11 protein-coding genes are annotated in these 15,864 nt (G+C 42.4%); 2 read left to right on the top strand and 9 right to left on the bottom strand.

Annotation, left to right across the window (positions count from 1 at the left end; translation table 11 throughout):
• Positions 1-26: 26 nt before the first annotated feature.
• From EGM47_RS08100 to EGM47_RS08085, 4 genes are all read right to left on the bottom strand, one after another.
• Positions 27-788 carry an SDR family NAD(P)-dependent oxidoreductase gene (locus EGM47_RS08100; RefSeq protein WP_394341790.1) on the bottom strand — a complete coding sequence of 254 codons (762 nt, stop codon included), beginning with the start codon at positions 786-788 and terminating at the stop codon, positions 27-29.
• A gap of 8 nt (positions 789-796) precedes the next feature.
• Entirely contained in the window at positions 797-1,165 is a 369-nt protein-coding gene (locus EGM47_RS08095; protein ID WP_124980263.1) for a cupin domain-containing protein, read from the bottom strand.
• A complete protein-coding gene (locus EGM47_RS08090) occupies positions 1,162-3,387 on the bottom strand; it encodes a heparinase II/III domain-containing protein (protein ID WP_124980262.1) in 2,226 nt (741 codons plus the stop codon). Before EGM47_RS08090 ends, EGM47_RS08095 begins: the two co-directional genes overlap by 4 nt.
• A 437-nt stretch (positions 3,388-3,824) precedes the next feature.
• Positions 3,825-4,673, bottom strand: a complete 849-nt coding sequence (locus EGM47_RS08085) for a DMT family transporter (RefSeq protein ID WP_240642339.1) — start codon at positions 4,671-4,673, stop codon at positions 3,825-3,827.
• 268 nt (positions 4,674-4,941) lie between these two features.
• On the opposite strand from EGM47_RS08085, the gene EGM47_RS08080 reads away from it, so the two are divergent.
• Positions 4,942-5,304, top strand: coding sequence for a CoA-binding protein (locus EGM47_RS08080; protein ID WP_124980261.1), 363 nt, complete (start codon positions 4,942-4,944; stop codon positions 5,302-5,304).
• Here the strand turns inward: EGM47_RS08080 and EGM47_RS08075 are convergent.
• From EGM47_RS08075 to folE, 4 genes are all read right to left on the bottom strand, one after another.
• Complete coding sequence (locus tag EGM47_RS08075) at positions 5,279-6,754, bottom strand: sodium:solute symporter (protein ID WP_124980260.1); 1,476 nt, start codon at positions 6,752-6,754, stop codon at positions 5,279-5,281. The two genes, EGM47_RS08080 and EGM47_RS08075, sit on opposite strands and share 26 nt — an antisense overlap.
• A gap of 39 nt (positions 6,755-6,793) precedes the next feature.
• Complete coding sequence (gene yidD, locus EGM47_RS08070; protein ID WP_124980259.1) at positions 6,794-7,015, bottom strand: membrane protein insertion efficiency factor YidD; 222 nt, start codon at positions 7,013-7,015, stop codon at positions 6,794-6,796.
• 5 nt (positions 7,016-7,020) lie between these two features.
• Entirely contained in the window at positions 7,021-8,505 is a 1,485-nt protein-coding gene (gene cysS, locus EGM47_RS08065) for a cysteine--tRNA ligase (protein WP_124980258.1), read from the bottom strand.
• A 119-nt stretch (positions 8,506-8,624) separates the two neighbouring features.
• On the bottom strand, positions 8,625-9,296 hold the full coding sequence (gene folE, locus EGM47_RS08060; RefSeq protein ID WP_124980257.1) for a GTP cyclohydrolase I FolE: 672 nt from the start codon (positions 9,294-9,296) through the stop codon (positions 8,625-8,627).
• Positions 9,297-9,462: 166 nt separating this feature from the next.
• Here folE and EGM47_RS08055 point away from each other — a divergent pair, with 166 nt between their 5' ends.
• Positions 9,463-14,010 carry a T9SS type B sorting domain-containing protein gene (locus EGM47_RS08055; protein ID WP_124980256.1) on the top strand — a complete coding sequence of 1,516 codons (4,548 nt, stop codon included), beginning with the start codon at positions 9,463-9,465 and terminating at the stop codon, positions 14,008-14,010.
• Between the two features lie 329 nt (positions 14,011-14,339).
• Here the strand turns inward: EGM47_RS08055 and EGM47_RS08050 are convergent, their stop codons facing one another.
• Positions 14,340-15,854, bottom strand: coding sequence for an OmpP1/FadL family transporter (locus tag EGM47_RS08050; RefSeq protein ID WP_124980255.1), 1,515 nt, complete (start codon positions 15,852-15,854; stop codon positions 14,340-14,342).
• Positions 15,855-15,864: the final 10 nt, after the last annotated feature.

Raw genomic sequence — 15,864 nt, 5'->3', positions numbered from 1 at the left:
GGCCTCTTTTTTTAAAGTTGTTTTGATTAGATACCCAAAGCTTGTCCACCGCCTATCTGGATGGTTTCTGCAGTAATAAAAGAGGCATCCTCACTGGCGAGGAAAGCAATTACACCGCTTACATCTTCTGGTTTACCTAACCTGCCCAACAAGATATTGTTGGCCCAAGACGCAAAAACCTCGGGTTTAGTGGATTTAATCTGAGCATGAAAATTGGTATCTATGGTTCCTGGAGAAACAGCATTGACTCTGATGCCATATTCGGCCAGATCTTTGGCCAGTGCTCTGGTCATTGCATGAACAGCGGCTTTAGAAGTTCCATAGATTCCGGCTCCAGGACCTCCAGCAGTCCAACCTGCATTGGAGGTGTAGTTTATAATCGTTGGATGGGTTCCTTTTTTCAAAAATGGGATGGCCGCCCGGGAGGTGAAAAAGACCGAATCTAGATTTAAAGCCATAACGGATTTATAAAATTCAGTAGTCATTTCCTCAAATCTGGATCTGCCTACTAATCCGCCGGCATTATTGACCAGCACGTCAATACGACCATATTGCTTACCTATGCGTTCAATATGCTGAGTTACAAGTGATTCGTCCGTGACATCAAATCCAGCGTAAGCACAATCAATTCCCAGTTCCTTAAGCTCCTGGACACGTTTTGCTCCCTCCTCATCATTACGACCATTCAGAACAACAATAAATCCTTCCGTGCCCAAGCGCTTAGCAGTTTCAAATCCAATCCCGCCTGTTGCTCCTGTAACTATGGCTACTCTTCCTTTATTTTTCATGATGTGTTTTATTTTTTATTCACTTTGATGTCTAAAAAGTCTTCCCTGATCGGAGAGAAAACATCGATCAGCATACCCGCTTCCTCGCATATAGCTCCATGCGGAAGATTGGGCGGTATGTAAAAGCCATCACCAGCTTCCAATATTTTTTCTTGTCCGTCGATACTTACTTTAAATTTTCCAGAGGCCACATAGGTAGCCTGTGAATGAAAGTGGTCATGTACATAACCTTGTGCTCCTTTTTCAAATTTCACTTTGACCATCATGATTTGCGTGTCATAACCTACAAACTGCCGAGAGATTCCCTCTCCAACAGTCTCCCAAGGGTGATCTTTGTCTTTAAAAAATGAAGGAGTAATGATTTTTTGATTTTTCATGGTATCTTGATTAAATACTTAGGTCCTTCCCAAGTGTATGTTTTTTTGTTATAGTTAATACGGTGATTTTTTAGGCGATCATTTTCTCTAACTTTTACATAAAGATAGGTTTTTCCATCAGCCTCAAAACTAACAATGTCAACGTTGCCTTGACGTTCGTAACTCAATCCACGGATTGTAGGTTCTGGTTGGCCAACTGTTTCATTGATCGGGTCAAAAAAACCGTGTGGTTCAATAATCGTTACAAAATTGTGATGGACCTTGTCGGTTTGTCGAAGCAGTAAATGGCGTTGACTATTCAGGTTAAATTCTGGGTCCAGGGCGCCAGTTTGGGTGAGACGTATTTCGGTGTTCTGATCTGTCAAACTGCTAATCGTATAGAACCTCCCGGCTTGTAAGAAAGTAAACTTAATGAAATTTGTCCCGTCCTTGGGCTGGCCTTTTGCCAGCACTTCCAAATGTTGATACCCATCTTGCACGCCCAAAATTTCTTTTTCTAAAGGCCTGGTGTAGTCAAATCCAGTGTGAATAATATCCCCCTCGAAAGGATAGTTAAGATCCATGCTCGTTTTTTCCTCAGCGGTAACTTCAAAAAAATCAATAATAAAAGGTCTATGGGTGATGCTGCTATCGTTGATCATGACCAAGCTGCGTTTTAAATCACTACCATCGTAGGCGGTACTGTCTATTGCGGTCACGCTTTGCCATCTATCCGATTGAACTTGGGCATCTACTAAAATGGAAGCATGGTCTTCAGAGTTTTCAACTTGGGCGTTGTAGTGAGATCGTTCATTGAGGACAACCGTAGAATGGGCAATACTGTGTCTGGCATAGGATTTATTTTCTGGTAAGTATCTGCCGCCACGTTTAGCCTCTATGTTCAAGAAACGGGCTGCGCCGTAGTCTGGGATGATCTCCTCCCCATGGTCATATACGGAAAGACTTAATCGATCAAAATGCCCATGACCCATGCCCTGGGTAGAAAATTTGAATACGGCCTGTAGTTGTCCGCTTCCAAATTGCGGACTTCTTAAGAGGGCAATTCCTCCTTTATTACCTTCAACGCCATCCCTGATGACTTGGCTGGGTCGGTCATAGACGATGGGCGTTTCTGAATTAATGTTTGCAGCGGCCTGTGCACCAGCATCGGTAAAGGAAACCTTTCCCATATGTTTGATCACTGGTAACAGAGTTGGGTCTTCATAAGCTGCATAGGCAATATTTGTGGCAAATAAAACTTCGGGGGAATCCCAGGTTTTACTTTTAATCGCGTCGTTGATGGGGTAAAACCTTCCTTGCTCGTCGGTCAATTGTAGCAAGGTTTTGACCGCCTTTTGGAGGATGCTGTCACGGTAGCTAAATATTTGTTCCTCTGGGCGGTTTTGTTGGATCGCTTTCGCGAAAGCGATAAACGGTAAAATCGCATAACGATGGTAGTACGGACCTTCAGCATAGAAACCATCTGCAGAAAATAATTGGTCCAATTGGGCCAGGAATCCAGTCTTGGCGTCTTTATTGGATCCTCTTATGGCCCGCTCAACCATGTCGTCATCTTTTAAAACCATACCGGTCATGCCAACGGCAGCCACTGACCAAGTCCCGTGGTTATGGATTTTATTAAATATGTCGTAGCTGTCCACGCTCAGAAAATCGGCCATGGGCCGAAGTAGGTTATCCTCTACATGCTTGCGTTCTTCTGGCGTCATAAACTCCCTGCTCAGGTCATAAGCCTGTATGATATAAAAGAGACTAACCGCCTCGTTAAGACCTTGCCAGTACAATTTTCCTGGGGGATGATTTTCCTTGGCTTTAGGGTGAAGGGGTAACTGCGGATAAAGATCAGCATAGCCTTTCAACATCTTTTTGATATAAGCCAATGTAGTACTGTCAGCAGTTAATCTGTGGGAGATAGCCAGCTGATATAATGAAGCGTAATTCTTTTTATGCTGTTCATGAGTGTATCCTCCACCAGCGTCTTTGGGTAAGGGAATATTTATAGCGTCCTTAAGGATACGGTTCACTTGACGCTTTAATTCATTGGTAGAATTGTTCAAGAGTGCTGCATCTGATTGTCTAAAAGCTTCAATGCCGCTCTTGGTTAACAAGAGTTGGGGCGATGCATCATTCTCTGAAGATGTCGAGTCCTTTTTGACTTCATCATTTGATTTTTTTTGACAGGAGACGCAGCAGCAAAGCAATAATACGAGCAATAGTTTTTTCATGGGCAAAAAGGAGTGGTGTCGATCGGATAAAGCAAAAAATTGGTTGACCAGTTTGGTCACCCAAAATAAGCGGATTTTAGGTTTTTGGCAAATTTTCTTATTTATTTTTTCGAAAATGAAAAAAATAGAATCGTTTTGTTAATACTTTGATCCGTTTTACAAAAGAGGGAGGTGGTTTAAAATGGGATTTTTGATTTGGTTTTCATGGGAAAAGGAAACTGGTTGTACAGGATATACAGCCGTTGAAAGTAGGTGGTGAAAGAATAGCTTGAAGAGAAGAAAATCTTACGAATGTGGCTCACCGATATTTCTATTAGAATGATTCTGAAATAGACGAGAGTTGCTGTCAAATACAACATGAGCTGAAACTTTTAGCCCATGAGGGGCAAGCCTTGCAAATGTGCGTCCCGTGCATTTGGGCTAAAAAAAGACTTAGACTATTTAGCGGATTTAAAAAACATATTTAATAGTAATCCCGTCAGTACCATTACCATACCTAGTAAAGCCCACAGGCTGTAAAATTCGCCAAACCAAACGATACCCATCATTACGGTAAAAAGAACTTCCAGGTATTTTAAGGGGGCGACTTGGTGCGTTGCTGCCATCTGGAAAGCTTTGGTCATAAATAACTGGCCTATAAAGCCTATCCATCCCAGACCGATCAACCACCACCACTGCGTACCGATGGGGTTTTTCCAGAAATAAATACTGAGCAAACCTCCCAAAATGGTTCCCATAGCCATAAAGTAATTGATGATAACCATGGGATGATCGGAAGTTCCAATCTTGGCAATACTCACAAATACCAACCCCAAGATTATAGCAGAGGAAAGAATCAGTCCGAGCCCCAGCCAACTCATGTCTCCGCCTACTCCTTTAATGAGCAGCACGCCTGCAAAAGCCAACAGAAAAAACAACCATTGAATGGGGCGTACCGATTCTTTCAGCCATACCACGGCAATGAAAGCTGCAAAAATAGGAGAGAGGTAACGCAGGACCACAGCCGTACCTACAGGAAGATGAGACAACGAGGCAAAATATAACAATAGTGAGGCAGCTCCCGCTACTCCTCTCAACACCAATAAACCTCTTTTATTCCCCCAAATAGACATGCGTTTCCAAACCAAATAAGGCATAGTAATCATCAAGGTACCCAGTGATCTGAAAAAGAGCAATTGGTAGGCACTAAAGCCTTGTTCAGAGAGGTGTTTGGCTTGGGTGTTCATCACGGCAAAAGCCATGGTGCTCAATATCATAAATAAAATAGCTCTTCGCAGCAGGTTCATCCGGAAGTTAATTTGGCATCAAAGATCAACCAAAATTTGCAAAGAAGAGGAGAGTACCTAATTTGCTACAAACAAAATCCCGGGCCTGCAAGCCCGGGATTTCTAAATCGTATAATAACACTAACCATTAATTATGAACTATACGATTATTAACCTTTGAATTTTCTTTTTCATAAAATTCAATTACCAAATAAATCAGAAGGCTTTATCACTTCCTTCAATTAAAAGACGATACATTTTGTATATTGTTACAGCTTAAATGATAAAAATGTCCAAAAAAACTTTGGTATTGGGAGCCTCACTTAAGGTGGAGCGATATTCCAATATAGCCATTCATAGATTGCGCAAAAACAACATAGAAACTGTAGCTATAGGTCTGCGGGAAGGGGTGGTTGATGACGTAAAAATCCATACAGAGATGGTTCCTTTTACTGATATCAATACGGTGACGCTGTATTTAAACCCCAAAAGACAAGTTTCTTATTATGATTATATCCTCAATCTGAGGCCAGAGCGCGTGATCTTTAATCCGGGAACGGAAAATCCTGAATTCCAACAGCTGTTGAAAGAGAATGGTATCTTTCCTGAAGTAGCTTGTACACTGGTTATGCTGGGGACACGTCAGTATTAGAATGTGGCTGAAACAGGGACGCTATAAACAGTCCCAAAAAGCATAAGGCACCGTTGACCAACAGTATAAAAAAGCCAAATTCAAATTCATAGGCAGCCATGGCCCAGACGCTAATTCCGTAGGCTAAAAATGGCGAACATATCGCAATGATGGGGGTTGCCCAATGATGAAGTCTTCTCTTGGTCAATATTCCAAAACCAAATAACCCTAGTAATGGACCATAGGTGTATCCAGCAAACTGAAACAATTTGTTGATCACACTGTCATCCTTGATCAAATATTCAAAACCCACGATCACACCAATCAGTACAAGAGAAAAGCCTACATGAACCCATTTGCGAATCCTTTGTTGCTGTTGCTGATTATATTTTTTTTCAAGGTCCAACAAATCGACAGAGAAAGAAGTGGTCAGAGAGGTCAACGCACTGTCTGCACTGGAATAGGCCGCAGCCACCAGTCCTAATATAAAACACAGTCCTAAACCAATACCCAGATTTTGGTCCAGGGCGATTGCGGGAAACAATTGATCCTTGTTGGCAGTAATTTGTTCCGCTTTCGCGAAAGCGGTTAATAATACCCCTAGTCCTAGAAACACCAAATTGACAATCGTCAAAACAATGGTGAACCAAAACATGTTTTTCTGTGCGTCACCCAGACTTCGACAAGTCAGGTTTTTCTGCATCATATCCTGATCCAGACCAGTCATCACAATGGCGATAAACGCGCCAGATAAAAACTGCTTGAAAAAATATTGCCCGCTTTTCCAATCGTCAAAAAAGAAGATTTGAGAATATTGACTTTCCGCAATAAAATCAGTGAGCTCACCAAATCCGTTGAGGTCCATGCTTTGGGCTACGTAGTATATGGCTACACCCACGGCCAATAGCATAAAAAGAGTTTGAAGGGTATCCGTCCAAACAATTGTTTTGATACCAGACTTAAAGGTGTACAGCCAGATCAACAATACGGTAAATGTGACCGTCTGCCAAAATTCTACCCCCATTTGTTCAAAGACAAAAGTTTGTAATACTCCCGCTACCAGATATAATCGAAAACTTGCACCGACTATCCTGGACAAAATAAAAAAGCTGGAACCCGTAATTTGTGCGGCCGAGCCGTAGCGTTCTTCCAGATAGGAATATATAGAGGTCAGGTTTTTACGGTAATATAATGGCAAGAGTACGGTGCCGATTACAAGATACCCCAGCACATATCCCAGTACCACCTGAAAATAATTCATTGCGCCTTCCTCTACCGCTCCTGGAACCGAGATGAAGGTCACTCCGCTCAAGGAAGCTCCAATCATACCGAATGCGACCACAAACCAGGGAGAGGATCGATTTCCTCTAAAGAAGGTAGCGCTATCACCTTTGCGACCTACGACAAATGAAATAGCCACCAACACAGCAAAGTAGGCAGCAATGGTTAACAAAATTTGGGATGAAGACACCGTTGTTTTTTTTGCTAAGGTACATTATGCATCCAACATTTAAGGCACGGGATCATATCCCTTTCCTCCCCAAGGATGACAACTCAATATCCTTTTCAGCGCGAGTTTACCGCCTTTCCAGAGTCCATATTTTTCCAAAGCCTCTTTGCTGTATTGGGAACAGGTGGGTTGGTACCGACAACTCGCAGGCGTCCAGGGAGAGATCAGCTGTTGATACAGCCTGATCAATCCCAAAAAAGGAGTTGCCAATTTTTTTTTCATAAGTATTATTCCAAGCTGTAGCTGGTTCCTTCGGCCCCATCTTTGAGCTGGATGCCTGCTGCAGCCAATTCGTCCCTTATTTTATCACTAGTAGCCCAGTCCTTATTGGCCCTAGCTTGCGCCCTGAGTTCAATAATCAATTTCATGGCTCCATCCAGAGGCTTTCCGTCTTGTGTGGTGGCATCCTGATCGTTTTTTAAACCTAGAACATCAGTATAAAAAGCCTGCATACAAGTTTTAAATTCCTTGAGGTCCTGGGTTGAAATTTGCTCGGTCCCCTCCTTGATGGCATGTATATATTTGACCGCATTGAACAATTCGGCAATCAAAATAGGCGTATTAAAATCATCGTTCATCGCAGCATAGCAACTGGATTTCCAAGAAGCAATGTCCACGCTGGATCGATCAACGGGCGATAATTGATCCATGATTTTGATGGCTTCGGTCAGGCGGTTAAAGCCTTTTTCAGCCGCAAGTATGGCCTCATTACTAAAGTCAAGTATAGAGCCGTAATGTGCTTGCATCATAAAAAATCTGACGACGCTTGGGGCAAAAGCCTTTTCCATGAAATCATTTTCTCCGGTAAAAAGCTCTTGAGGTAAGATGCTGTTTCCAGTGGATTTGGACATTTTTTGACCGTTGAGCGTCAACATATTGGCATGCATCCAGTAATTAACTGGAGAGTGTCCATGGGCAGCTTCTCCTTGTGCGATTTCGCATTCGTGGTGCGGGAATTTCAGGTCCATCCCACCACCATGGATGTCAAATGTTTCTCCCAGATACTTGGAGCTCATTACCGTACATTCCAGGTGCCATCCGGGAAATCCATCGCCCCACGGACTGGGCCATCTCATGATATGCTCTGGGCTGGCTTTTTTCCACAAGGCAAAGTCCTGCGGATTCTCTTTTTCACTTTGTGCGGTGAGTTCGCGGGTATTCGCAATCATGTCCTCCAGCTTACGGCCGCTCAGTTTGCCATACTCATGGTCTTGATTGAATTTGAGTACATTGAAGTAGATACTACCGTTTTTTTCATAGGCATATCCTTTATCCAAGATGTTTTTGATGATCTCGATTTGCTCAACGATATGGCCTGTGGCGGTAGGCTCTATGCTAGGTGGGTGGGCATTAAACTGCGCCATTACTTTGTGAAAATCCAGTGTGTATTGTTGGACAACTTCCATGGGCTCAATTTTTTCCAATCTTGCTTTTTTGGAAATTTTGTCTTCGCCTTGATCTGCGTCATCGGTAAGATGTCCTGCATCTGTGATATTGCGCACGTATCTCACATTATAGCCCAAATGCTTGAGGTACCTAAAGATCATATCAAAACTGATAAACGTTCTACAGTTACCCAAATGAACATTACTATAGACTGTTGGTCCACAAACATACATCCCCACCCGGCCTGGAAGAATGGGTTTAAAAGCCTCCTTTTTCCCGGTAAGAGAGTTGTAAATCTTGACTTCGTTTTCTTGGTATAAGGCCATGGGGATGATATTGATTAATTCTAGGTATTGTTCTGGTTGCAGTGGATGGTGTTCGCTTTCGCGAAAGCGAAACAAAAAAAATTGACTTAAATCTCCAGCTCCTCTAGCGACATTTCGCTTTAGAATTTAGTGTCCATTTTGATGTAGTCCAAGAATTCTCTACGGATGCCAGCTTCTTTAAATTTACCACCGAATTCGCCGGTCACGGTGCTGCTTTCAATATCGCGTATTCCTCTGCTGTTGACACAAAGGTGTTTGGCATCAATCACACAGGCAACGTCATCGGTATTCAAGACTTTTTGCAATTCGCGTACGATTTGAATGTTTAGACGTTCTTGTACTTGTGGGCGTTTGGCATAATAGTCTACAATCCTATTCATTTTGGACAGACCTACCACGCTACCATTGGAGATGTAAGCCACGTGAGCTCTACCTACGATAGGTAATAAGTGATGCTCGCAGGTCGAATATACTACGATGTTTTTTTCCACCAGCATCTCGCCGTATTTGTACTTGTTATCAAAAGTACTGGCACTGGGTTTTTTATCGGGTCGTAATCCGCCGAAAATCTCTTGCACAAACATTTTAGCTACCCTGTTGGGCGTACCCTTCAACGAATCATCCGTCATATCCATGCCCAAGGTTTCCAGGATATGATGAACATCTTTTTTGATGCTTTCTATCTTTTCGGCATCACTCAGGGCAAACGCATCAGCGCGCAAAGGGGTTTCTTCATTAGAGGACAAGTGATCGTGGTCCTCGATGTTTTCTAATAGGTCTTCTATCTTCATGGAATCTTGTCTCAAGCTGTATACAACAATGGGAGCAAATTTACAAAGAAGCAAATTAGTAAGCCTTATTATAGGCTTTTTGTGATAGAAATTTAAAGCTTTAAGTTAAGTCTATGTTAATGAAAATTCAGATATTTGTTTTAATCCTTTTCAAAACTATAGTCAGATGAGACTCTTCCTTCAATTAGCATTGCTTTTTTTCAGTCTTCCCTTATTTGCTCAACAGGTACTCAATATGCCTGCCAATAGTCAAATCAGAAGTAACAGTTGTGCGTATGCCTTTGTTAACGATAGTGGAGGGTCTACGGGTAATTATGGAATCAATGAAAATGGTCAGATCCTTTTGTGCCCGACTATACCCACTGACAGAGTGCAGATGAACATTCCCATTGTGGATATTGGTCCAGGTGATTTTTTAACCATATATGATGGTGATAGCGTAACTTCTCCTGTTCTTGCTACCGCTACCAATACAACGATGCCATTAGGTATGCTTAGAGCCTCGCCTACAAATCCTACAGGTTGTCTTTTGGTGACCTTTACTTCAAACAGTGTTGATAATAACAACGCAGGATGGCGTGCGGACCGCACCTGTTTTGACCCATGTCAATCGATAACCACCAATATCGTCACCACACCTGCCGCAGATCCATCTGACGGAATTGTCAAAATCTGTCAGGGAGATACTGTTACATTTGATGGTTCTGCGACCTTTGGGACGGACGGTACAGGTGCAACCTATGAATGGGACCTTGCGGATGGCAATGGCTTGAATCCAGGGCAGGTACAAACAGCTACCTATACCACCCCAGGTATTTATCAAACGCGTTTTGTGGTTACCGACAACACCGGTTGTACCGATAGAGAGGAAATTGACCTGACCGTATTTGTTTCCACTACCCCTGATTTTACAGGAACTATGGCCAGTGATCCCAATATTTGTTTTGGAGAATCTACCGATCTTACCGGAGTGGTAACCCCACAAAACTTTGCGATTTCCCCTTCACCTCCAGTAACGGGTCAAACTTTCCTACCTGATGGAAGTGGGGTGTCTTACCAAACTTGCATCGACGTCGACTTGTTCCCGCAAGGAGCCTCGGTGAATGCGGCAAGTGACATCGTGGATTTTTTCCTCAATATGGAGCATTCTTATCTGGGGGACTTGGAGGTGTTGATCACTGCGCCAAACGGAAGCCAGGTCAGTTTACATGAATTCAGTAATGGAGGTAATACCTTTCTCGGTGTACCTATAGATGTTGATTCTGATTTGACTCCGGGTACGGGATTTGATTATGTTTTCAACGAATCTGCTGCGCAAACTTGGGCTCAAGCGGCCATAGGGAATGGGACTATTCAAGCAGGTGATTATCTGCCAGTGGATCCCTATTCCAATTTCATTGGGAGTCCACTTAACGGACAATGGTGTATTACGGTAACAGACAATTTAGGTTCTGACAATGGATATATTTTTTATTGGGGAATCAATTTTAATCCGGCCATTATTCCTGGTGATTTGTCCTTTACCCCTGCCAGTAGTAGTGAACAGTGGTTGCCGGATCCTTCTATTACTGCTAACAATGGAAATGTAATCACAGTAACTCCAACCACTAGTGGACAAAATTGTTACACTTTTGAATTTATTGATGATTTTGGCTGTACTTATACCACTGACGTTTGTATTAACGTTGAGCAGGAGATTTTAGATGCGGTACCTAACGATATTGTGGAGTGTAATGCTACTGGAAACGTTGATCTTACCCAAAATGATGCTGTGGTGCTGAATGGATTGTCTACCACAGATCATGTGGTGACTTATCATACCTCCTTGGCAGATGCGGAAAATGCGGTGAATTCCATCACCAATCCAGCTACTTTTACACCAACTTCCAACCCACAAACTATTTATGCTACCATTACGAATTTAACAACCAATTGTCTGACGGTAGATCCAGGAGGGTTTACGGTAGAATTTGTTGATTTTGGGCAGCTCAGTGTACCTGATTTAAACAATTGTGGGCCATTGGTCAATTTTGATTTAACCGCTTACGTCAATGCCAATTTGATGGGCTCTGGTGGAGGTGGAACCAGTGGGAGCGGTTTTAATTTGACTTTTCATCCTACCATGGCAGATGCTCAGGCAGGTTCAAATGCGTTACCAGACCCATATACTCAATTGTCTGGATCACAAACAATTTATATACGCGTTGAAAGTACTGCCGATCCTAGTTGTAACGCTATTCTGCCATTTATGATTAACGTTTCTGCCAATGTGGTCGCTAATCCGGTCAATAATTTGGAAACCTGTGATGATGTCACCAATGATGGTGTGGAACTATTTAATCTTATTACTCAAATTCCAGCAATTCTTGGTACTCAGAACCCTGCTGATTTTGTGGTGACATTTCATGAATTACCCGTTGATGCGGCCTCTGGTGCCAATCCTATTAATGCCACATCCTATTCCAATACTACCTCCCCGCAGACCATCTATGCAAGGGTAGAAAGTGTGTTTGATCCCTCCTGCGCCGACACCAATAGCTTTGACCTTATTGTTAATAGAAGAGCGGTGGTCGCTGGTGTGAACGATTTGGAGACCTGCGACGACTTGTCCAATGATGGTATTGAGGTCTTTGATCTCACCACACTTGACGCCACCATATTAGGTGCTCAAGATCCTGCACAAAACAGTATTAGATTTTTCCAGTCTCAGGCAGATGCGATGGTAGGAAATAATCCTATAGTCAACCCGATGGCCTATGCCAATGCAACACCAAACATGGAAACCATTCACGTGCGCATAGAAAACAATTCGTCACCAGCTTGCTACAGTATAGACTCATTTAATTTGATAGTGCACCCCCAACCTCAGGCTAATCCCATTGCTGATATAGAAGTCTGTGATGACCTTTCTAATGATGGTGTAGCTTCCTTTGCCCTTGATGTTTTGACTCCTACTGTTCTGGGAGCTCAAGATCCTATGCTTTATGCTGTTACTTATCATGAATCCCAGGCTGATGCGGCTAGCGGGAATTCACCAATTACCAATACGGCTGGCTTTAATAATACTACTAGTCCGCAGACCATCTGGGTAAGGGTAGAAAATAATAACGCTATGCAATGTGAGGCCTTCACGGATTTTGATCTCATTGTTAATCCAGTACCCGATTTAACTACGCCTCCAGATCTCACCTTGTGTGATGACCCTTCTGCAGACGGAACGGAGTCTTTTGACCTGACCCAGAACAACCTTGTCTTGTTGAATGGTTTGAACCCAAATGATTATACCATCACGTACACTAGTGGAGGAAACGCTGTTAACGCAACTTATAACAATGTGTCCAGTCCTGAAACCATCACTGCAACGGTTACAAATAATTTAACCCTGTGTACAAATAGCGTCATGTTTGACTTGATTGTAAGTCCAGTACCCGATACCAATAATTCGGTTGTTCTGGAGGAGTGTGATGCTGATATGGACGGTAGCGCCACTTTTAGTTTGTCTGACGCAACTACGGCTATCATCGCTGGTCAATCTAATGTCAATATAACTTATCACGAAAACCTTGCAGATGCATTGGCAGGAAACGCAGTATTAGATGAAAATGCTTACAACAGCACGGCCAATCCACAAACCATTCATTATAGGATTGTTTTTGATACGGGTTGCTTTACGACAGGCACGCTCCAGCTGGAGGCGGTTGATGCTCCTATTGCAGTGATGCCCATGGATCTTGAGGTTTGTGATTCAGGCGACGGTTCTGCGGTAGCCGACTTAAGTTCCACAGTAGACCAAATTACCGCTGGTCAATTAGGCAACACGGTTAGCTTCTTTGCTTCCCAGTCCGATGCAGATGCCGAAATCAATGAGCTGTCAAACAATTTTACCTTTACTCAAAATACCAGCATTATTGCCAGGGTAGATGATAATAACACCGATTGTGTGAGCTTTACGACACTCAATCTAGTATTTAATGAGTTACCTGAGCCTGTTTTGTTACCTCAATATGTCGTTTGTAAAGATGAAAACGGTAATCTGGTCAACGGTCCTGAAATTCTTGATACAGGCCTGAGTGATGCAATGTATGATTTTGAATGGATGCGTGATGGAACTGTGTTGGCCGATAATACTGCTGCCATCGAGGTAGAAGATGCAGGGAATTATGAGGTAATTGCTACTGAGATAGCTACTGGTTGTCAGGGCTCTACTACTACCAATGTAAGGGTGGCGAGTGTTCCTGACATCTACAACGTAGAGGTTACTACGGATCCATTTGATAAAACTCATCAAGTTATCGCAACTGCAGAAGGACCAGACAACTATTGGTTCAGTCTGGATGATGGCCCGTACCTGTATACTGGAATCTTTAATGATGTATCTCCAGGACCCCATACAGTTACGATCGCCGAGCGTAGTGGTTGTGGAGAGATAGTTGTTGAAATATTTGTTTTTGGCTACCCAGATTATTTTACTCCTAATGCAGATGGTATTCATGATACCTGGAATATTGTTGGAGGTGATCGCCTGCCAGGCACCAAACTCTATATTTTTGACCGATACGGCAAGCTTATCAAACAATTAGATACTACAGGTCCTGGTTGGGATGGTAGTTATAATGGACAGCCATTGCCAAGTACGGATTACTGGTTCAAGATAGAATATTCCTTTGATGGACAAACCAGAGAGGCCAGTGGACACTTTGCGATGAAGCGTTGATCAATGGTTATTTTGTCCTTAGTGATTACTTTGGTCTCTGGTGTTTCTTAATTCGCTTTCGCGAAAGCGGGGTCATCGTCGCAAATTAGAATTTATCTGATCCCTGTAGGCTTTAGACTGTTATTTAATTTTAGTATTGACCAAGTATAAGTACAGAATGATCAGTCCATAGCCGTTTAGTTATATGTTCCGAGCGTGACGTATACGATACAAAAAGAGGTTTGTACTTATCATTTAATTATTGATATGATGATCTAGAGGTCTCACAATAAAAAAAACTCCCAAATCTAAGATTTGGGAGTTTTTTACTTCTTTACTATAATTGATGGCTATAGATTGAAACCTAGAGTTAGTACAATGTTATTCCTAGTGTTTTGCACGTTACCGCTGGTGGTGAGTCCAGTATCAAATAATTGCTGTGAATAATCCCGCTCAGCACGGTCATAGGATAAATCCAAAGTTGTTGAGCCCCAAGTATAACCTAGGCCTAGACTATAACCAGTCAAATCTCCCATAATATCTTCGTTTTCGTACGGTGTTTGTTCTATACGATAACCTCCTCTTAAGGACAAGCGCTTGATGCGATATTCGGCTCCCAATCTTATGCTGCTAGCTCGAGTCAGTTCGCTAGAGGCTAAATCATTGTTTGTAGCAAATAATGGATCAGAATCAGGACTAAATTTAATACGGCTGTAATCTCTGGTGGTGTAATCAAAACTGATCAAGCCTTTTTTATTGAAGATATAAGCCAAGCTTCCCGTTAAGCTACCTGGAGATCTCAAATCATAGGGGGCAAATACGTTGATAACATTGGGTTGTACAAATGCAGAGCTTGAATTGCCTCCATTATTGCTGATCGTGCTAATATCTTGGCTATTTGATTCGTTGATACGGTACCAAGTAGGAGACTCGTAAGTGGCGCCTATCCGAAATGATTCCGTGATTTTACCTATAAACCCCAACTGAGCAGAAAACCCAGAGCCTTCTGTTACCAACAGATTGTCAAAGCGTACGTTATTAACTGAGGCGTCCGCATTGGTATTGTTCTCAATAATGCTTAACAGGCGTTCGTAATTCAGTACATGCGAATTCAGGTTGATTCCAAAATTCCATTTATTATTTAATTGCATAGAAGCGTTAAAGCTTATCTTACTTTGGCTACCAGTGGTTTCCCGAAGATAATCCTGATCAAAACTTCCAGTACCTGTCGCTGATAAGTATTGGGTATTATTGGGATCGTTTTCATCGACAGCATTTAACAAAAATGATTCATATCCCAAAAAACCAATTTGTCCTCCGAAACCAAATTCTTCTCCTAAAAATTGGTAAAGACCGCCGACGGTTTCATTGTTCATGACCGTGAAATTTTCTAAAGCTATTCCGTTGGCATTATTAAGAAAGTAGTTGGATACAGAAGTTGGGCTTGTCCCCCTAAAGTTGACACTATTATCGTAATTGCGCGTCATGTCATAATTGAGTCCAAAAGCGAATTTTGTCAAACTTGTTTCTTCTGTGTTTTTGAACACCAATACACCTCCAGCTTGACCAATTGTAAAATCAGAGTTATTGGACTCCAGCCCTGAACCGAAATAGGTTGTGGAATTATTGTTTCGATTTAAGGTTAAGGTAAAACCTGCATAATTGTTAGCGAAAACTACGGATCCAGCAGGGTTATTCCCCATCGCGCTTAGATCTCCACCCAATGCGCCAAAAGCACCACTTAAAGCTCTGTATCTGGCTGTACCTGATAAATCAGTGCCAGTGTATTCCAATCCGTCAGCAAGGTTTTGCGCCGTAGAAAAAAGCGCACAGAAGAGTGCGCTGTAAAAAATTATATACTTCATAATAAATGGG

The sequence above is a fragment of the Nonlabens xiamenensis genome (assembly GCF_003865345.1).
GTDB lineage: Bacteria > Bacteroidota > Bacteroidia > Flavobacteriales > Flavobacteriaceae > Nonlabens > Nonlabens xiamenensis.
This window is presented reverse-complemented; position numbering and strand designations above follow the sequence as displayed.

Excerpts from the sequence above, each read along its gene's own strand:
- EGM47_RS08100 (WP_394341790.1), bottom strand. The coding sequence starts at position 788 with ATGAAAAATAAAGGAAGAGTAGCCATAGTTACAGGAGCAACAGGCGGG.
- EGM47_RS08095 (WP_124980263.1), bottom strand. The coding sequence starts at position 1,165 with ATGAAAAATCAAAAAATCATTACTCCTTCATTTTTTAAAGACAAAGAT.
- EGM47_RS08090 (WP_124980262.1), bottom strand. The coding sequence starts at position 3,387 with ATGAAAAAACTATTGCTCGTATTATTGCTTTGCTGCTGCGTCTCCTGT.
- EGM47_RS08085 (WP_240642339.1), bottom strand. The coding sequence starts at position 4,673 with ATGAACCTGCTGCGAAGAGCTATTTTATTTATGATATTGAGCACCATG.
- EGM47_RS08080 (WP_124980261.1), top strand. The coding sequence starts at position 4,942 with ATGTCCAAAAAAACTTTGGTATTGGGAGCCTCACTTAAGGTGGAGCGA.
- yidD (WP_124980259.1), bottom strand. The coding sequence starts at position 7,015 with ATGAAAAAAAAATTGGCAACTCCTTTTTTGGGATTGATCAGGCTGTAT.
- cysS (WP_124980258.1), bottom strand. The coding sequence starts at position 8,505 with ATGGCCTTATACCAAGAAAACGAAGTCAAGATTTACAACTCTCTTACC.
- folE (WP_124980257.1), bottom strand. The coding sequence starts at position 9,296 with ATGAAGATAGAAGACCTATTAGAAAACATCGAGGACCACGATCACTTG.
- EGM47_RS08055 (WP_124980256.1), top strand. The coding sequence starts at position 9,463 with ATGAGACTCTTCCTTCAATTAGCATTGCTTTTTTTCAGTCTTCCCTTA.
- EGM47_RS08050 (WP_124980255.1), bottom strand. The coding sequence starts at position 15,854 with ATGAAGTATATAATTTTTTACAGCGCACTCTTCTGTGCGCTTTTTTCT.